Origin of the sequence: Pelomonas baiyunensis (genome assembly GCF_043555935.1) — a bacterium.
Lineage (GTDB): Bacteria > Pseudomonadota > Gammaproteobacteria > Burkholderiales > Burkholderiaceae_C > Pelomonas > Pelomonas baiyunensis.
The window spans coordinates 734,432-752,438 of sequence record NZ_JBIGIB010000003.1 but is presented as its reverse complement, the minus strand read 5'-3'; the positions used below and the strand labels follow the sequence as shown (position 1 = coordinate 752,438).

17 protein-coding genes are annotated in these 18,007 nt (G+C 71.4%); 6 read left to right on the top strand and 11 right to left on the bottom strand.

Annotated features, from left to right (window positions below):
- Positions 1-56 precede the first annotated feature (56 nt).
- Positions 57-1,214 carry an endo-1,4-beta-xylanase gene (locus ACG01O_RS13915; protein WP_394385557.1) on the top strand — a complete coding sequence of 386 codons (1,158 nt, stop codon included), beginning with the start codon at positions 57-59 and terminating at the stop codon, positions 1,212-1,214.
- 20 nt (positions 1,215-1,234) lie between these two features.
- Here ACG01O_RS13915 and ACG01O_RS13910 read toward each other — a convergent pair whose 3' ends face one another.
- From ACG01O_RS13910 to ACG01O_RS13895, 4 genes are read right to left on the bottom strand one after another with little or no spacing between them, the layout of a single operon-like run.
- On the bottom strand, positions 1,235-2,371 hold the full coding sequence (locus ACG01O_RS13910; protein ID WP_394385555.1) for an acyl-CoA dehydrogenase family protein: 1,137 nt from the start codon (positions 2,369-2,371) through the stop codon (positions 1,235-1,237).
- A gap of 11 nt (positions 2,372-2,382) precedes the next feature.
- Complete coding sequence (locus tag ACG01O_RS13905; protein ID WP_394385553.1) at positions 2,383-3,678, bottom strand: serine/threonine-protein kinase; 1,296 nt, start codon at positions 3,676-3,678, stop codon at positions 2,383-2,385.
- A gap of 60 nt (positions 3,679-3,738) precedes the next feature.
- Complete coding sequence (locus ACG01O_RS13900) at positions 3,739-4,404, bottom strand: SDR family oxidoreductase (RefSeq protein ID WP_394385551.1); 666 nt, start codon at positions 4,402-4,404, stop codon at positions 3,739-3,741.
- Positions 4,401-5,030 carry a LysE family translocator gene (locus ACG01O_RS13895; protein ID WP_394385549.1) on the bottom strand — a complete coding sequence of 210 codons (630 nt, stop codon included), beginning with the start codon at positions 5,028-5,030 and terminating at the stop codon, positions 4,401-4,403. The genes ACG01O_RS13900 and ACG01O_RS13895 overlap by 4 nt, the downstream gene beginning before the upstream one ends.
- Positions 5,031-5,263: 233 nt before the next feature.
- On the opposite strand from ACG01O_RS13895, the gene ACG01O_RS13890 reads away from it, so the two are divergent.
- On the top strand, positions 5,264-6,208 hold the full coding sequence (locus ACG01O_RS13890; protein ID WP_394385547.1) for a lipase family alpha/beta hydrolase: 945 nt from the start codon (positions 5,264-5,266) through the stop codon (positions 6,206-6,208).
- The gene (locus tag ACG01O_RS13885) at positions 6,205-7,062 is read left to right on the top strand and encodes a hypothetical protein (RefSeq protein WP_394385545.1); all 858 of its coding nucleotides are present in this window, start codon (positions 6,205-6,207) and stop codon (positions 7,060-7,062) included. The genes ACG01O_RS13890 and ACG01O_RS13885 overlap by 4 nt, the downstream gene beginning before the upstream one ends.
- 7 nt (positions 7,063-7,069) lie before the next feature.
- Here ACG01O_RS13885 and ACG01O_RS13880 read toward each other — a convergent pair whose 3' ends face one another.
- The 3 genes from ACG01O_RS13880 to ACG01O_RS13870 form a co-directional block, all read right to left on the bottom strand.
- Positions 7,070-8,248, bottom strand: coding sequence for an acetyl-CoA C-acyltransferase (locus tag ACG01O_RS13880; protein WP_394385543.1), 1,179 nt, complete (start codon positions 8,246-8,248; stop codon positions 7,070-7,072).
- Between the two features lie 94 nt (positions 8,249-8,342).
- Positions 8,343-9,161: a substrate-binding periplasmic protein gene (locus ACG01O_RS13875; RefSeq protein ID WP_394385541.1), complete on the bottom strand. Its 819-nt coding sequence runs from the start codon at positions 9,159-9,161 to the stop codon at positions 8,343-8,345.
- A gap of 102 nt (positions 9,162-9,263) precedes the next feature.
- Positions 9,264-10,112 (bottom strand): AraC family transcriptional regulator, encoded by an 849-nt coding sequence (locus ACG01O_RS13870; RefSeq protein WP_394385539.1) that lies wholly within the window; start codon positions 10,110-10,112, stop codon positions 9,264-9,266.
- A 60-nt stretch (positions 10,113-10,172) separates the two neighbouring features.
- Between ACG01O_RS13870 and ACG01O_RS13865 the strand changes: the two genes are divergently transcribed.
- Positions 10,173-11,546 carry a cytochrome P450 gene (locus ACG01O_RS13865; RefSeq protein WP_394385536.1) on the top strand — a complete coding sequence of 458 codons (1,374 nt, stop codon included), beginning with the start codon at positions 10,173-10,175 and terminating at the stop codon, positions 11,544-11,546.
- Here ACG01O_RS13865 and ACG01O_RS13860 read toward each other — a convergent pair.
- The 3 genes from ACG01O_RS13860 to ACG01O_RS13850 all read right to left on the bottom strand — a co-directional run bounded on the left by ACG01O_RS13860 (position 11,536) and on the right by ACG01O_RS13850 (position 14,319).
- Complete coding sequence (locus tag ACG01O_RS13860) at positions 11,536-12,360, bottom strand: hypothetical protein (RefSeq protein WP_394385534.1); 825 nt, start codon at positions 12,358-12,360, stop codon at positions 11,536-11,538. The two genes, ACG01O_RS13865 and ACG01O_RS13860, sit on opposite strands and share 11 nt — an antisense overlap.
- A gap of 91 nt (positions 12,361-12,451) precedes the next feature.
- Positions 12,452-14,020 (bottom strand): hypothetical protein, encoded by a 1,569-nt coding sequence (locus ACG01O_RS13855; RefSeq protein ID WP_394385532.1) that lies wholly within the window; start codon positions 14,018-14,020, stop codon positions 12,452-12,454.
- Between the two features lie 56 nt (positions 14,021-14,076).
- Positions 14,077-14,319: a DUF3297 family protein gene (locus tag ACG01O_RS13850; protein WP_394385530.1), complete on the bottom strand. Its 243-nt coding sequence runs from the start codon at positions 14,317-14,319 to the stop codon at positions 14,077-14,079.
- Between the two features lie 120 nt (positions 14,320-14,439).
- On the opposite strand from ACG01O_RS13850, the gene ACG01O_RS13845 reads away from it, so the two are divergent.
- A complete protein-coding gene (locus tag ACG01O_RS13845) occupies positions 14,440-15,864 on the top strand; it encodes a M16 family metallopeptidase (protein WP_394385527.1) in 1,425 nt (474 codons plus the stop codon).
- 17 nt (positions 15,865-15,881) lie between these two features.
- Positions 15,882-17,312: a M16 family metallopeptidase gene (locus ACG01O_RS13840; RefSeq protein ID WP_394385525.1), complete on the top strand. Its 1,431-nt coding sequence runs from the start codon at positions 15,882-15,884 to the stop codon at positions 17,310-17,312.
- A gap of 47 nt (positions 17,313-17,359) precedes the next feature.
- Here the strand turns inward: ACG01O_RS13840 and ACG01O_RS13835 are convergent, their stop codons facing one another.
- Entirely contained in the window at positions 17,360-17,980 is a 621-nt protein-coding gene (locus ACG01O_RS13835) for an MOSC domain-containing protein (protein ID WP_394385523.1), read from the bottom strand.
- Positions 17,981-18,007 lie beyond the last annotated feature (27 nt).

Here is an 18,007-nt window from a genome sequence, read left to right as displayed (position 1 = left end):
CGCGCAAGGCATGAACCGACCGCGGCGCTGGAGACCCATTCACCGCCCTCAGCCCCATGAAGACACCCTCGATCCCGTCGTCCCAGCGCCGCCGCCTCCTGCTGGGCGGCTTGAGCCTGCCCTGGCTGAGCGCGTGCGGCGGCGGCAGCAGCGCCATGGCCAGCCCCGCACCCACGCCAGCGCCCGCCCCCACCGCAGCGGAGGTGCCGGCCCTCAAGACCCACTTCGCCGGCAAGTTCCGCATCGGCATGGCGGCCGACCCCAGCGGCTATCAGGACCCGATCGCCCAGCCGCTGATCCTGAAGCACGCCAACTCCATCACCGCCGAGAACGCCTTCAAGCCGGCCAGCCTGGCCACGGCGCCCGGCGTCTACAACTGGGCCACGGCCGATGCGCTGGTGGCCTTCGCCACCGCCAACAACCTGGTGGTGCGCGGCCACACGCTGGTCTGGCACCAGCAGACGCCCGACTGGTTTTTCAACGGCACGGCGGCCGACATCCGCGCCCGGCTGGAGGCCTACATCACCGATGTGGTGACGCACTTCAAGGGCAAGCTGACCTGCTGGGACGTCGTCAACGAATGCACCAGCGACGACGGCAGCGCCGTGTACCGCAACTCCCGCTGGTACCAAACCCTCGGGCCGCAGTACATCGAGATCGCGCTGCGCGCAGCCCGCGCGGCCGACCCCAACGTCAAGCTGTTCATCAACGACTACAGCACCGAAGACCCGGCGAAGTTCGCCCGGCTGATGACCCTCGTGAGCGAGCTGCAGGCCCGCGGCGTGCCGCTGGACGGCATCGGCCACCAGTTGCACGTCAGCACGGGCACGCCCACGCCGGCCAATGTCGACAACGCCCTGCGCGGCGTGGCGGCCAAGGGCCTCATCAACCACGTCACCGAGCTGGACGTGTCGCTGTACGACGACCCGGGCTCCTGCTTTGCCAGCAAGGCCGGTTGCCTGGCCGACCTGACCGGCGACCCGGTGGCGCTGGCGGCCGCGCTGAAGAAGCAGGCGCTGCAGTACCGTGCGCTGTTCAACGTGTTCCTGCAGCACCCCAGCCTGCAGAGCGTGACGACCTGGGGCATTGCCGACAACCACACCTGGCTGACCGGCTTCCCCATCAACCGCGGCAACCGGCCGCTGTTGTTCGACGCCGCCGGGGCCGCCAAACCGGCTGCCCGGGCGATCACCGACGACGCCTACGTGCCCTGACCCGCCGCGCGGGCCGGGGCTCAGCCCGTGGCCAGCGCGCGCCCGATCAGGATCTTCTGCACTTCGCTCGTGCCTTCGTAGATCTGGCACACGCGCACATCGCGGTAGATGCGCTCCACGGGGAAGTCGCTGAGGTAGCCGTAGCCGCCGTGGATCTGGATGGCGTCAGAGCACACGCGCTCGGCCATCTCGCTGGCGAACAGCTTGGCCATGGCCGCTTCCTTCAGGCAGGGCTTGCCGGCGTCCTTGAGGCTGGCGGCGTGCCAGATCAGCTGGCGGGCGGCTTCGATGCGGGTGGCCATGTCGGCCAGCTTGAACTGCACGGCCTGGTGCTCAAAGATGGGCTGGCCGAAGGTGACGCGGTCCTTGCTGTAGCGCAGCGCCGCCTCGAACGCCGCGCGGGCCATGCCCACGCTTTGCGACGCGATGCCGATGCGCCCGCCCTCCAGGCCCGACAGCGCAATCTTCAAGCCCTGGCCTTCATCACCCAGCCGGTTGGCGACCGGCACGCGGCAGTTCTCGAACAGGATTTGCGCGGTGTCGCTGCTGTGCTGGCCCATCTTTTCTTCGATGCGGGCCACCGTGTAGCCGGGCGTGGTGGTGGGCACGAGGAAGGCGCTGATGCCCTTCTTGCCAGCCGCCTTGTCAGTCACCGCCATCACGATGGCCACGTCGCCGTGCTTGCCGCTGGTGATGAACTGCTTGACGCCATTGAGCACGTAGTGGTCGCCGTCGCGGGTGGCGGTGGTGCGCAGGCCGCCGGCTTCCGAGCCCACATGCGGCTCGGTCAGGCAGAAGGCGCCGAGCATGTCGCCGCGCGCCAGGGGCTTGAGGAAGCGCTCCTTCTGGTCGCCGTTGCCGAAGGCCATCAGGATGGAACACACCGGGCAGTTGTTGACGCTGACCACGGTGCTGGTGCCGCCATCGCCGGCGGCAATCTCTTCCAGGATCACGGCCAGGGCCAGGTAGTCCAGGCCCGCGCCGTCCCACTCGGTGGGCACGGCCACGCCGTAGCAGCCCAGGGCCGCCAGGCCCTTCAGCTGTTCGGCCGGGAAGTGGTGGTTCTTGTCCCACGCAGCGGCGTGGGGGGCAATCTCGGCCTGCACGTAGGCGCGGATGGCGTCTTGCACGGCGAGGTGGTCTTCGGTCAGCAACATGGTCTTGAGCCTCAAAGCAGGGGCAGCCTCAGGGTCGCTTCGGCATCGCCCGGGTGCAGCCTGGCGCGGCAGGCGGCGAATCGCTGGCCGGCGGACTCGCGGGTGAGCGACACGCCGGCCGGGGGCGATTGTCCAAGCAGTTGGGCCCCGAGCGTCAGGCGCAGCAATTCCAGGTCGAGTTGCCGGGCGGCATAGGGGCTCCAGCCCGCACCCGACGTGTCCAGCAGCCAGCGGCCCACGGTGTTGCGCCAGGCGAAGCCGCGCGACTCGCGCTCGCGCCACGGCTCGGCCTCCAGCACCTCGCAGGCTGCCGGCCCAGCCTCGGGCACCGTGGCCAGGCGCGCCAGCCACTGGGCCTCGTTGTGCTGAATCGTGGCCTCGGGCAGCACACCGAGCCGGAGCGTGCACACCAGGCGGTCCAGCAGGCCAGTGGCCGACGCGCCCATCAATGCATCCGCGGCGCCGCAGTCCCGGGCCTCGTCCATCAAATCGCGCGTCACCTCGCGGGCGAATCGCGCCTCGTGCGGAGCCCAGGCCCGGGGGCTGAGGGCCACCGCGGGCAGGGGCGTGAGCAAGCGCATCAAGCCGCCACGGTCCAAACCTCCCGCGGCCTTCAAGTCGGCTGCCAGCAGCCAGTTGGACTGCACCACCGAGAGGGTGACCATGGTGCCGATCAAGCTGCGCGACCCCGCCAGCGCCAGGCGGGCCAGCCGGTCGGCCTGAACCAGCTCGGCCTCGGCCGCTGCGGCAGACGGGGCCATCACCGCCTTCAGCCCGAAGCGACGCACACAGGCGGTGAGGTCGACGAATTGCGGCACGGGCAGCGCCGCAAACGGCACGCCCGCCCGCGGCCCCTCGGTTTGCCGCTCGGGCAGCAGCTCTTCCCACGCCTGCGCCTGCGCCAAGCGCTCGCACCGCGCACCCAGCAGCTGGGTGTCGGCCAGCAGTGCGCGCGCGGCCTCGGGCTGGGCGCGCCAGCGCGCCACGCAATCGTCGCGGCGGGCCTGGCACTGCCACAGCGGGCCCTCCGGCCAGCGCAAACGGGGGCCGGCGCTCGGAGCGGCATCACCCCGCAACGCGGCCAACCCGGCGGCCTGCAGGTCGGCACCATCCGGGGCCAGCAGGCCTTGCAAGCCCACAAAGGCGTTGAGCTCCGGCGGCACCCCGGGCGGGCTCAACCGCAGGGCCGGCGGCACGGGCTGTGGCGAATCGTCGGCCCAGGGGCCGTTGCAGGCCACCCAAGCCACCAGCAGCATCAGCAGGGCCAGCGCCGCGGTGCGTGCCCATCGCTTGATCGTCATTGCCATGCAGGCATCCTCCTGGCGGCGGATGCTAGACGGCCGCAGCGGCGGGCCCGACGGGAATCGTCACCAGTCCAGGCGCTGCCCGTCGTAGTTGAAGAAGCTGCCGGTGTCGCCCGGCTTCACGCTGGCCAGCACGGTGCGCATGCCGGCGATGCTGGTGGGGGCGTCGATGTCGGCCCCCGCGCCGCCCATGTCGGTGCGCACCCAGCCCGGGTGGAAGCTGATGACGGTGGCCTTGCCGGCCAGCACCAGGGCTGCGTCTTTCATGACGGAGTTCACCGCCGCCTTGGACGCGCGGTACAGCCAGCCGCTGGCGCTGGTGCGCGCGCCAATGGCCCCCATGCGCGAGGACACGATGGCCAGCCGCGCGCCCGGCGCCAGCGCCTCGGCCACCTGCGGCAGCAGGCGCATGGGGCCCAGCACGTTGGTGCGCATCACGAGGTCAAAGTCGTCCTGCGTGGGCGGCTCCAGCCCCTGGCTGCGCGGGCCGAACACGCCGGCGTTGATCACCACCACGTCAAAGGCCTCACCGTCCACCTGCCAGGCCAGGCCCGACACGCTGGCCGCCTGCGCCACATCCAGCCGCAGGGCCTTGGCACCCAGGGCGTGCAGCGCGGCCAGGCCGTCGTCGCTGCGGGCCGTGGCGGTGACGCGCGCCCCGGCGGCGCGGTACTGCCGCACGAACTCCAGCCCCAGCCCACGCGAGGCGCCAACGATCAAGACATTCATGGTTTGGTCAGGGCCAGCTTGGCCGCAAGCAAGGTGAAGAGACCCGCGCCGCCCAGGTTCAGGCTGCGGCCCACCCAGGGGCGCGGCTGGCGGCGCCGCAGCGGCGCTACAGCCGCCACCAACACCAGCAGGAACAGCAGGCCCTGCACGATGAACCACGCCCCGAGGAACAGGAAGGCAAGGGTTTTGTGGGGGGCGTCAGCGTCAATGAACTGCGGCAGCAGCGCCAGGAAGAACAGCGCCACCTTGGGGTTGAGCGCATTCGTGAAGAAGCCCTGCCGCACCGTGCGCCCCAGCGACAGCGGCGCGCTGACTTCGGCCGCGGCGGCCGCCGGCTTCAAGCCCGCACGGGCCATGCCCCACGCCACGTACAGCAGGTAGCCCGCACCGATGAGCTTGACCGACGTGAACGCCTCGGCCGAGGTGGCCAGCAGCGCCGCCAACCCGAAGGCCGCAGCCAGCGTGTGCACCACACAGCCCGACACGATGCCCACCGCGGCCGCGGCGCCCTGGCGCCAACCGCCGCGCAGCGTGCTGGCCACGGTGTAGGCCATGTCCACGCCGGGCGTGGCGTTCAAAACAAAGACGGTGGCGGCGAACAGGGCCAGGTCGTGCGTGCCAAGCATGGGCGTCCTTCGGGCAGCGGCGGTTACCTCAGAGTTACGGCACGGCGCAAGAACGTGTTTTCACTGTGCGGTAACGGGATGTACGCCGGCAGTATCCGCGACCTGGCCCGGCGGTACGGGGCCTGCGTCCCGCCGGCCCGTTTCACCCTCCCTGGCAGTCCACGGCAGCCCCGCGGCTGCTGCCCCTGTGACCGCGGCCGGCACCCTTGGTTTCTGAATCGAAGGAGTGACCGATGAGCCTCAAACCGCTTGCCTGGCTGCGCCACCTCGCCGGCCTGACCACCCTGGCCGTGGCCCTGGCGACCCCGAGCCTAGCCCAGGCCGACACCTACACCCAGACCCGCCACCCCGTGGTGCTGGTGCACGGCCTGCTGGGCTTTGATGCCCTGGGCCCCGTGCAGTACTTCTATGGCGTGCCTCGCACCCTGCGCGACGGCGGTGCCACCGTGTTCACCGCCAGCGTGTCGCAGTCCAACAGCACCGAGGTGCGCGGCGAACAGCTGCTGCGCGAGCTGCAAGGCCTGCAGGCCCGCTACGGCTACCAGAAGTTCAACCTGATCGGCCACAGCCACGGCGGCAACACCGCGCGCTACGTGGCGGCGGTGGCGCCCCAACTGGTGGCCAGCGTCACCACCATGGGCACGCCCCACCAGGGCAGCAAGGTGGCCGATGGAATCCAGGGCCTCACCATGGCCACTGGCACCACGGGCGCGGCGGCCGCATTGGTGAACGGGCTGTCCAGCCTGATCGCCACGCTCTCGGGCAGCGCGGGCAACCCGCAGAACGCGCTGGCCTCGCTGCAATCGCTGTCCACCGCCGGCGCACAGGACTTCAACCGCCGCTTCCCGCAGGGCGCGCCCACGCAGGCCTGCGGCAGCGGGCCGAGCCTGGTGAACGGCGTGCGCTACTACTCCATGGGCGGCACCGCCGTGCTGACCAATGTGCTGGATGCCGGCGACGCGCTGCTGGGCGCGGGCAGCCTGTTCTTCGGCTTCGAGGCGAACGACGGGCTGGTGAGCCGCTGCTCCAACCACTGGGGCCAGGTCTTGCGCGACGATTACGCGTGGAACCACATCGACGAAATCAACCACGTGTTTGGCCTGCGCGGACTGTTCTCGTCCGACCCGATCGCGGTGTACCGCGCGCACGCCAACCGGCTCAAGCTCGCCGGCCTGTGACCCCCGCACGCCGCGCCAGCTGGGCAGCGGTTGCGGCCGGCGCGCTGCTGGCCAGCGCCTGGCTGCTGGACGCCACCCGCAGCACCGCCGGGGCTCAAGAAGCGCCGGTGGGGGTGGCGGCATCGGCGCCCGCGGCGGACACGCCGCCAGCCCCGCCCGCTGAAGCGCCAGCGGCCAGCGCTGCATCAGCCGCCAGCCCGGCCGCGCCGCGGCTGGCAGCGTCATTGGCGGGCAGCGAGCTCGACGGCGACTGGGCGCTCGCCCCCACCACCGGCCTGCCGCGCCCGAGCGTGCAGCTGCGGCGGCGCTTCGACCACCTGCTCACACAGTTGGGCGAGCGAACGCTGGAAGAGATCCGCGCGCAGCTGCAAGCCTTGGTGGCCGGCAGCGCGCTGTCCGCCGCCGCACAGGCCGCGGTGCTGGACCGGTTCGATGTGTACGTGGGCCTGGGGCGGCACCCCTGGCGGGTGCAGGTGGACCCGAGGGCGCCGCACACCTGGGCGGCTGCGCTGGCCGAGCGGCAGTTGCTGCGCCGCCAGCGCCTGGGTGCCGCGTGGGCCGAGGCGTTCTATGCCGAGGAAGACGCGGAACTGCAGGCTGCGTTGGAAGGTCGGGCACCGCCCGATCCCACGCCCCCGCCCGTGTTGCCCGATGCCGCCCAGCGCGAAGCCGCGCTGGACGCCGCGTGGCAGGACTGGCAACGCCGGTTGAACGCCGCTCAGGCGCGCTGGAAGGCGCTGCAGCAGGCGGTGGAACTCTCCGCCTCGCAGCGCGACGCCGCGATGGCCGAGCACCTGCACCAGCAGTTCAAGCCCGACGAGCAGGTGCGCGTGCGGGCCCTGCTCGGCCTGTGATCCAGCCTTAGATCATCTCCACGGCCAGGGCCGTGGCTTCACCGCCGCCGATGCACAGCGCGGCCATGCCCTTCTTCAGGCCACGGGCCTTCAAGGCGCCCAGCAGCGTGACGACGATGCGCGCACCGCTGGCGCCGATGGGGTGACCCAGGGCCACCGCACCGCCGTTCACGTTCACGATCTCGTGCGGCAGCTTGAACTCGGCCATCGCGGCCATGGTCACGGCGGCGAAGGCTTCGTTCACTTCCCACAGGTCTACATCACCGGCTTGCCAGCCGGCCTTGGCCAGCGCCTTCTGGATGGCGCCCACCGGGGCGGTGGTGAACCAGTCCGGCGCCTGGGCGTGCACGGCGTGGCTGACGATGCGGGCCACCGGCGTGAGGCCGCGGGCCTTGGCGGTGCTCTCGCGCATCAGCACCAGGGCAGCGGCGCCGTCGGAGATGCTGGACGAGGTGGCGGCGGTGATGGCGCCGTCTTTCTTGAACGCGGGCTTGAGGGTGGGGATCTTGTCCAGCTTGGCCTTGAAGGGCTGCTCGTCGAACTTGATGACCGTCTCGCCCTTGGGGCCCGACAGCGTCACCGGCGCCATTTCCCAGTCAAAGGCGCCGCTTTCGTTGGCGGCCTTGGCGCGCTGGGTGGAGGTGATGGCGTACTGGTCCATGGCCTCGCGGGTGAAGGCGTACTTGGCCACGCACTGCTCGGCAAACACGCCCATGGCCTTGCCGCGCTCGTAGGCGTCTTCCAGGCCGTCCAGGGCCATGTGGTCGTACACGGCGCTGGCGCCGTACTTGATGCCCTTGCGCGCGAACATCAGGTGCGGGGCGTTGGTCATGCTTTCCATGCCACCGGCCACCATCACGTCGGCCGAGCCGGCGGCCAGCATGTCGTGCGCAAACATCATGGTGCGCATGCCCGAGCCGCACATCTTGCTCATGGTGACGGCACCGGCCGAATCCGGCAGGCCGGCCTTGCGCAGCGCCTGGCGGGCGGGCGCCTGGCCCTGGCCGGCCATCAGGCAGTTGCCCATCAGCACTTCATCCACGGCATCGCCCGGCACCCCGGCGCGCTCGACGGCCGCCTTGATGGCGACGGCGCCCAGTTCCCAGCCGGCCAGGCCGGCGAAATCACCCAGCAGGCCCCCGATGGGCGTGCGGGCGGCAGAGACGATGACGATAGGGTCGGACATGGTCTGTACTCCGTTGGTAACTCGAAACAGAGATTGTGGCCCGGCCGCACCCTGACGGTGCAAGACCGCCGCACGACCGGTGCCGGAGCAGGCTTCAGCGGCCCACGGCCAACGGCGGCGGCACCACGCCGCAATCCACCGGCCGGGCCTCGGGCTCCTGCCGGCGCGTGGCCCGGCACAGCTCCTGCCAGAAGGCCCGAGTCCACTCCGGGTACTGGGCGGCGAACGCGGGCGACGCCGGTGCAAAGAAGGGCTGGCGCGACGCCACGCCCCACTCCACCACTTGCTCGCGCATTTCTGCGCTCAGCGACTCGCGGCTGGCCAGCAGCAACTGGAAGCGACCGTGCAGCAGCATCTGCGCACCGTGGTCCACCGACGGCAGTGCGTCCAAGGGCCAACCGCGCTCGCGCACCAGGTCTTCATGCACCGAACCGGCCACGGCGCCGACCGTCCAGCCCGCCGGCAGCGTGCGGCCGTCCCAGGTCGCGGGCCGGCTCACGCTGGTGCGTGCAAACAGCACCAGCCGGGCGAACGCCGGCGCCCAGGCGGCGTCGGGCCGGTTTTGGGCGTCCATCGGAAAGACGTAGCTCTTCAGGCGCTCCGGCGTCACGCCATACAGCAGCGCGAAATCCACCTGCCCCGCCCGCAGGCTGGCACTCATGCGCCGGCTGGGCAGGCGTTGCAGGTCCGCCGTGCAGCCCAGTCGACGCAACGCGTCGCGGGTGGCCTCCACCTGCCAGCCGGGCGGATCGGCAAACGCCGCGCCCTGACCGTTGAGGACGGGCGGCGAGGCCACGTCGTTGAACGCGATGCGCAACGGAGACGGGCACGGCAGCTTGTCAGGGGCCGCGGCCGCAACGCCACCGGCCACCCAAAGCCCCACGGTCATCCACCACCCACGCATGCCCCTCATTGCGATTGAGTTTAGGGGGCGTACCCGGCTCGTTCCGGCGGTTTTGCCTCAGGGACTGCCCGCATGCCGGGCGGCTTCGGCGGGTCGCTTCAGTGCGTCACTTCAGCGCCAGAGCCGGTAGGCCCAGAACGCCTCTTCCGTCTGGATGCGGCGGCGCAGGTCTTCGGGGCTGAAGCCGGTGAGGCGGCGGGTTTCGCGGCACAGGTGGCTTTGGTCGGCGTAGTCGTTGTCGGCGGCGATGTCGGCCCAGTTGACCGGGCCCGCGCCCTGCTCGGCCGCGGCCACCGCGTAGAAGGCCGACTCGGCCCGTGACACTGCACGCAGCTCGCGCATGGGCAACCCGGCCCAGGCCTTGATGCGCCGCTCCAGCTGGCGCAGGCTGCGGCCGGCCGCGCTGGTGGCGGCACGCACCGCCAGCGCTTCCGTCCAGGCGGCGTAGCGGTGGCCCGGGCGCTGCCCGCCCAGCGCCTGCCAGCGCGGCACCAGAAACGCCTCCAGCCGCTGCAGCCGTTCGGCGTCGTCCGGCGCGGCGGCCATGTGGGCCGTCCAGTCGAGCCACTCGGGCGGCAGCACGCGGTATGCGTCCACCACGCGGTTGACCCACGCGTCCAGCGACACACCGGTCAGCGCGGTGAACGCGTCCGGCAGCATCAGCAACTTGAAGGCCGCCATCTCGCCCGGGTTGCGGGTGTGCGTGGGCAAGGTGAACGGGCCGCCGAACATGACCGGCGCGTGCACGCGGTCCGGCGGCGGCACGGAAAAGCCCGGGCGTTCCAGCCAGTCGCTCTGGCCTTCGATCCACCAGAACAAGCTCACCAGCGGCGTGGCCGGGAAGAAGTTTTCGCGCTGCACCGCGTCCAGCGCGCGGCCGCGGGTGTCGCGCAGCATCACCCCGCGCACACAGCCGGCCAGGGCCAGCGGGGGCAGCCAGAGGTGGGTCGCAACGTCCATGCCGGTCAGTGTCGCATTCGTTCAAGACCCCACCGGCGCCCCCGGCGCACCATGGCGGCCATGACTGCTGCCACCTGGAACGACCTGCCCACCCACCCCACCCGCTGGTGGGGCCTGCCCACCCTGGCGGCCATGCGCCGCGACTACCTGGCCGTGATCGAGGCGCAGCGCCCGCTGGGTGGCCTGGTGGCCCAGCGCATCCTGGGCGAGCGGGCGGTGGACGTGTTCGACCCCGAGCTGGTGCGCACCGTGATGGTGGACCACGCCGACGCCCTGGTGCGCTGGGCGCGCGGGCCGGAGGTGTTTGCCGACCTCATGGGCCAGTCGGTGCTGGTGACCGAAGGCGCCACCTGGCAGCGCCAGCGCCGCATGTTGATGCCGGCCTTCACGCCCAAGCGGGTGGCCGGCTACGCCGCGCTGATGACCGAGGCCGCCGAGGCCGGGCTGGACCGCGTGCGCCCGGGCGAGGTGGCGATGGACGCGCTCTACAGCCACCTGACCATGGACGTGATCTCACGCACGCTGTTCAGCCGCCCGATCGGCGAGGACACCGCCGCCGCGGCCGAGGCCGTTCAAGTGCTGAGCGAAACCGCGCTGGCCGAAATGTTCTGGCCCGTCACGCTGCCCGACTGGCTGCCCCTGCCGGGCAAGGCGGCCAAGCGCCGCGCCAGCCGCCTGCTGCACGGCCTGCTGGGGCAGCACATCCAGGCCCGCAGGCGGCAGGGCGATGCCGGAGAGACCGACCTGCTGGGCCGCCTGATGGCGCTGCGCGACGAGGCCACCGGCGAGGCGCTGTCAGCCCAGGAGGTGTATGACCAGTGCATGGTGAGCTTCCAGGCCGGCCACGAAACCAGCGCCACGGCCCTGCTGTGGTGGAGCTGGCTGCTGGCCGCCCACCCCGACGCCCAGGCCCGCGCGCAAGCCGAGGTGGATGCCGTGCTGGCCGGCCGCGTGCCCACGGCCGACGACGCCAGCGCCCTGCCCTACCTGAGCGCCACGCTGAAAGAGGCCATGCGCCTGTACCCGCCGGTGGCGGCCTTCATGACCCGGCGGCTGACCCGCGAGATCACGGTCGCCGGCACCCGGCTCCCGGCCCGCACGCTGGTGCGCGTGACGCCCTGGCTGCTGCACCGCGACCCGCGCTCCTGGCCCGAGGCCGAGGCCTTCCGGCCTGAGCGCTTTCTGCCGGACGCCGCACACGACATCCCGCGCGGCGCCTACATCCCCTTCGGCCTGGGCCCGCGGGTGTGCCTGGGCCAGCACTTTGCGGTGCTGGAGATGACGCTGATGGCCGCGCTGGTGCTGCAGCGCTTCACGCTCGCACCCGCCAGCGCCACGCCGCCCAAGCCGCGCATGGCTGTCACGCTGCGGCCCGAGGGCGGGCTGCGGCTGCGCCTGACGGCCCGGCCGGGTGCACACCCGGTCAGTGCTTGACGGCCGGCCCCACCCGAACCCCGCACTCCGCCGGGCGGGCGTCTGGGGCCAGCTGGCGCACCGCGCGGCACGCCTCCTGCCAAAACGCCTGGGTGAACGCGGCGTCTTGCTCCCACATGCGGCGGCTGGCCACCACGAAGAACGGCAAATGGTCGACCGCGGGCGACAGCTCCACCAGCAGGGCGCCCCCCTGCACCCATTCCGGCCGCATGGTCTCGCGCGTGGTCAGCAGCAGGTCAAACCGCTGGGCGCGCAGCATCTGCATCGCGTTGTCGATGGTGAGCGTGCGCTCCAGCGGCCAGCTGTGCTGTCGCGCCCACTTTTCCTGCACGGTGCGGCTCACCACCCCCACCCGCACCCCGGGTGCCAGGCGGTGGCCATCCCAGGCCACGCCGGGCTGCGCCTGCGGGCTGCCCGCCGGGGCGTAGAGAACCAGGCTGCCCATCAGGGGCGCCCAGGCCCGGTCGGGCTGGCCGGCGGCGTCCAGCGGAAACCGCAGCCATTGCAGTCGCTCCTCGGTCACGCCAAAGAACAGGCTGAAATCCACGTCGCCCTGGTTCAGCATGGCATCCAGCCGCAGCCCGGGCAGGCGCGTTTCACGCACGCGGCAACCCAGCTTGCGGGCGGCCTCCCGCATGGCCAGCACCTGCCAACCCGGCGGGTCGGTGAACTCCTGGCCTTGGCCCAGCAGCATGGGCGGCGCGTGCACGTTCAGGTAGCCGATGCGGACGGGGTCGGGGCACACCGGCGCGGCGCAAGCCACCAGACTGCCCAGCCATCCCACCAACGCCACCACCCACCACTTCATGCCCATGGGTTCAATTTAGCGGGTCAACCCGCCCAGCGGCACGCCCGGCAGCACCCGCCGGGCTGCGAAGCCGCACTCCCGGTAAAAAGCCGCAGGCTCAGCAGCCGCAGCCGTAGCTGAAGGTGTCCACCTCCAGCAGCAGCCAGCGGCCGGCCACGTTGGCCAGCAGCACGCGCAGCCAGGGATCGTCGTAGGGCATGGGGCCGTCCAGGTGCCCGGGGCCGCGGCCAGTGAGCTGCAGCCAGGCCAGGTCGGGCGTGCCGTCGCGGTCCAGGTCCACGGTGCGCCACTCGCCGCTGACGAAGCCGGTGGCGGCGCGGTCGAGCTTGAAGGTCTGGCGCGTCCAGTGCGCCGGGCCGCTGGGCAGGGGCTGGGCGGTCCACAGCCGGAACAGCGTGTAGGGCGCATTCGCGGCGGGCGCGCTGTAGCCGTTGCGCTGCGCGGTGCCGCGGTCGGGCTCGCCGTGCAAGAACGCGCCGGTCCAGCCGTCGCAATTCACATCCACGGTGGGGTCCCAGTCGCGGGCGCTGCGCTCGGGCGTGAGGCGCTCTTCGCGCAGGCTTTGGTTGGACATCAGGCTGACGCGGCGCAGCGGCCGCGTCATGCGCTCGATGCGCGTGCCCGGCGCGACCTCGCCGCGCTGGGGCGAGCCAGGCTGCAGCGATTCATGGAGCCACTGCACCTGCGCGCCGAACTGCTGGGCCAAGCCGTCCACCGGCTCGCCCGGGCCGGCCAGGTCGGCGGCTTGGCGCCACCACGAGAGGCCCACGGCCGGCAAGGCCGGCAAGGCCGGCAGGCTTTTGGCGAGGGCGCGCACCTGCGCGTCGGCCTCGGGGCCGTACAGGCCCAGGGTGCCCGCCAGCCCGGCCGTGGGCGACGCGAGCAAGTCGGCCCACACCGCCGGCACGCGCGGCGTTTGCGCCGAGGCGGGCACGATCTCGCCCGACAGCCGCGCCTTCATGCGCTCCAGTTGCGCGTCCGGCCCCTTGGGCGCGCGGTCGCCCAGCGCGGCGCGCTGCGACTCCACCCGGCGGGCGTAGAAGGCCATCAGCTCCCAGCTGGGCTCGATCCAGAACGCGCGCGCGGGGTCGAAGTCGGGGTTGTCGGTGCCGTTGGGCGTCCAAGGCGTGGTGAGGTTGGCCACGTTCAGGGGCGAGGGCTCCAGGTAGCGGCAGGCGGTGTAGCCGGCCAGCGGCGGACCCTCCACCAGCTGCACCGGGCAGTAGCCCTGGCCGGCGTCGGGGCCGGTCAGTTTGACGGGCGTGTTCAGCGCCAGCGTGGCCAGCGCCGGGGCGTCGGGCCGGGGCTCGGCGCGCAGTTGCAGCCGGCTGCCGGTGACCCAGCGGCGATCCGCCGGCACGCCGCCTTCGCCCGCGCGCTGCGGCGCCACGGCCGTGTCGCTGAGGTAGCGGCAGGCCACGTAGGCGGTGTAGATCATGCGGCCCGCCGCCATCACGGCGCACCACTCGTCGCCCGGGGCGGGGAGTTTGTCGAGCTGCAGGGCGTGGCCCTGGGGCAGGCGGTCGAGGATGCGGCCGGTGGCCGACGGCTCGGCCCGCAGCATCAGGCTGGTGGCCTTGACCCAGCGGGTGCGGTCGCCCGCCGGGGCGGCCTGCACCGCCTGGGTGGCCACCGCCACCAACAGCGCGGCGGCCAGACCCGACACCGCTCCGCGCCTGAGAACGCCACGCATGCCCGACATGAACGGCCAGCAGTCCGGGGTCAGCGGTAGAAGGCTTCCACCGCACCCTTGAGCTTGATGCACAGCGGGCGGCCCTTGCGGTCCACCGTCTTGCCGGCGGGCACCTTCACCCAGCCTTCGCTGATGCAGTACTCCTCGACGTCGTGGCGCTCCTTGCCGTTGAAGCGGATGCCGATGTCGTGCTCGAACACGGCGGCGTTGTAGTGCGGGCTGCGCGGGTCCACGCTGAGGTGATCGGGCAGTTCGGGGCGGGAGTCGGTCATGGGGTGGTGCGATGAAAAATCAAAGCCGGCATTGTCACCGTCAGGCGGGACTGCATGGCTTCGGTCAGGGGGGTGCGGCTGCTGCACACTGCGCCCCTGGTTTTCCAACCTGGAGGATTCATGCTCAAGACCACCCGCCGCGCCGCCATTCGGCTGATCAGCGCGGCTTCTCTCGTGATGCTGGGCGCCCCGGTGCTGGCCGCGCCCGCCGCTGCGCCCGCTGCCGACCGCTGGCAAATTCCGGTGCACACCAAGACCCTCGCCAACGGCCTGACGGTCGTGATCTCGCCCGATGCGAGCAGCCCCACCGTGGGCATCAGCGTGGTCTACAAGGTGGGCATGCGGCTGGAACCCAAGAACCGCACCGGCTTCGCGCACCTGTTCGAGCACCTGATGTTCCAGGGCACGCCCAAGGCGCCCAAGGGCGTGTTCGACACCGTCATCACCTCCGGCGGCGGCAACAACAACGGCTCCACCCGGCCCGACTTCACCAACTACATCGAGACCGCGCCGTCCTCGTCGCTGGAAACCATGCTGTGGCTGGAAGCCGACCGCATGACCACGCTGGACTTCAACCCCGCCACGCTGAAGAACCAGCAGGACGTGGTGAAGGAAGAGATCCGCGTCAACGTGCAGAACCAGCCCTACGGCGGCTTCATGTGGCTGGACATCGGCTACCTGGCCTTCGACAAATGGGAGAACAACCACGACGGCTACGGCAGCTTCGTGGACCTGGAAAACGCCAACCTGGACGACGTGCGCGCCTTCCACCGCGACTTCTACGGCCCCAACAACGCGGTGCTGTCCATTGCCGGTGATGTGACGCCCGCCCAGGGCTTTGCGCTGGCCGAGAAGTACTTCGGCAAGATTCCGGCCCGCCCCACGCCCAAGCCCGGTGACTTCACCGAAGGCCTCAACACCAAAGAGCGCCGCCTGACCCAGCCCGACAAGCTGGCCCAGGTGCCCGCCATTGCCGCCGCCTGGAAGCTGCCCACGCGCGGCAGCAAGGACCAGGCCCCGTTCGCGGTGCTGGGCCGCCTGCTGGCTGGCGGCGATGCTTCGCGCCTGTACCAAGGCCTGGTCAAGGGCCGCGAGCTGGCGCTGAACCTGGACTCGCTCTACGGCCTGACCAGCGTGTGGGAATACGACGGCCCGAGCCTGTTCACCGTGTTCGCGCTGTACAAGCCCACCACCACCGCCGACGCGCTGCTGGCCGCCATGGACGAAGAAGTGGCCCGCATCGTGAAAGACGGCGTGAGCGACGCCGAACTCAAGAGCCTCAAGACCGCGCTGCTGAGCAGTTGGTACAACGAGCTGGAGATGTTCCTGAGCCGCGCCGACCGCCTGGCCAAGCTGCAAGCCCTGTGGGGCGATGCCAACGTGGTGAACAAGGTGCCCGGCTGGATTGAAGCCGTGACCTCGGCCGACGTGCAACGCGTGGCCGCCACCTACCTCACCACCGGCAACCGCTCGGTCATCGACCGCAAGCCCGCCGCCATGCTGGCCGCACCCGCCGCCCCGGCCGCGGCCGCCTCTAAGCCCTGATGCCGAGGACGCAACCCATGAAGACGATGAACCCGACTTCCCTCTTCCGCCTGGGCCTGCTGAGCGCCGCCCTGGCTGCTGCCGCCGTGGCCCAAGCCGCCCCGGCCAAGCTGCCGGCCGAGCTGCCGCCCTTTGGTGCCGACAAGCCGCTGGCCGTGCCGCAAATCACCCAGCAAACGCTGCCCAACGGGCTGCAGGTGTGGGTGGTGCCGCGCCAGGGCATTCCGCGCGTGGACTTCGTGCTCGCGCTGCGCGGTGCGGGCTTTGGCGCTGACGCGGCCGATGCCCCCGGCCGCGCCAAGCTGCTGGCCAACCTGCTGACCGAGGGCACCGCACAGCGCAGCTCCAAGCAGATCGCCGAGGCCGCCCAGGCCATGGGCGGTGGCGTGGGCGCCGGCGCCAGCAACGACGGCATCACCGTCACCGCCAACGCCCTGGCCTCGCAAGCCAGCGGCATGGCCAAGCTGCTGGCCGAAATCGCCCGCCAGCCCTCCTTCCCGGACGCGGAAGTGCAACTGGCCAAGGCCAACGCGCTGCAAGGCCTGAAGGTGGCCAGCGGCCAGCCGGGCTTTCGCGCCGGCAAGGCCCTGAACGAAGCCATCTACGGCGACCACGCCTACGGCCGCACGCAGGAAACCGAAGCCGCCATCAACGCCCTGACCGCCGAGGCCCTGCGCGCCGACCACGCCCGCCGCTTCCGCCCGGACCGTGCGCTGCTGGTGGTGACCGGCAAGATCTCGGCCGCCGACGCCATGAAGCTGGCCCGCGACGCCTTTGGCGACTGGAAATCCACCGGCGAGCCCCTGCCCGAGCTGAGCGCGCCGCCCGCGCAAATGCCCGTGCAGCGCCTGCTGCTGGAGCGCCCGGGCAGCGTGCAAGCCACGCTGCGCCTGGGCCGCCCCGGCATGCCCGCCAACGGCAGCGACCAGGTGGCCCTGCGCCTGGCCAGCACCATCCTGGGCACGGGCTTCTCCAGCCGCGTGAACATCAACCTGCGTGAGGAAAAGGGCTACACCTACGGCGCCCGCGCCGGCAGCCAGTCGTCTCGCGTGGGCGGCGCCATCACCGGCGGCGCCGATGTGCGCAACGACGTGGCGGGTGCCGCCATGACGGAGTACATCAAGGAGTACCGCCGCATCGGCACCGAGCCCGTGCCCGCCGAAGAACTGGCCATGAACAAGCGCTACATGGCCGGCACCTACCTCGTCACCAACCAACTGCAAGGCGCCGTGGCCCGCCAACTGGCCGGCAACTGGCTGATCGGCCTGCCGGCCGACTTCCTGGGCAAGTTCGTGCCCACGCTGCAGAAGGTGACGCCCGAGCAGGTGATGGCCGTGTCCAAGGCCTACTTCAACCCCGACGAGCAAAGCTGGGTGGTGGTGGGCGACGCCGAGAAGATCGGCGAGCAGCTGAAGGCGTTTGGCGAGTTCAAGGTTGTGAAGCCTTGATCCCGTGCCGGGCCGCGCCGGGCGGCGCGTTCGCCCGGCTGGCCGCCTCACCCCGGCCCGTGCAGGCGGGGTGAGGCATCTTCCACGGCGCCGAACTGCAGGCGCCTCTCGAACAAGCGCTGCCAGCTCGGCGGCAAGGGCTGCTGCAACACGGCCCGCAGCACCTGCGGATCGGTGCAGCCGTCATGAATCAATGCCAGCAGCCGTGCGATGGACCACGCCGGGTGCGGGCAGTGTTGCAGCGTGACGCGATCTCCCGCGGCCACCTCACCCGGCTGCACCACACGCAAGTACCAGCCGGTGCGCCCCGTGCGCTGCATCCGGGCCGCCATGTCCTGCACGCCGAAGCGCAGGTTCAGCTTGAAGCAGGGTTGGCGCCCCTGAGACACCTCGGCCACGCAGCCTCCCACCTGCCACACGTCACCCAGGCACACGTCGGCTTCCGTCAGCCCCTCCAGGCTCAGGTTCTCGCCAAAGGCGCCGGGCTCGCGCAGCAAGGGGTGGTCGGGCAGTTCCTGCTGCCACAGCGTGTGGTGGGCCCAGGGGTAGCAGTGCAGGGCCTTGTGCTCGCCGCCGTGGACACGAGGGTCAGCCTGGGCGTCGCCCTCCAGGCCGAGTGCGTGAACCTTCACGGGCCCGACCACCGGGCGCTTGTCAATGGCGCTCATCACCAGCCCGGCGCGCCCCGGCAGAGC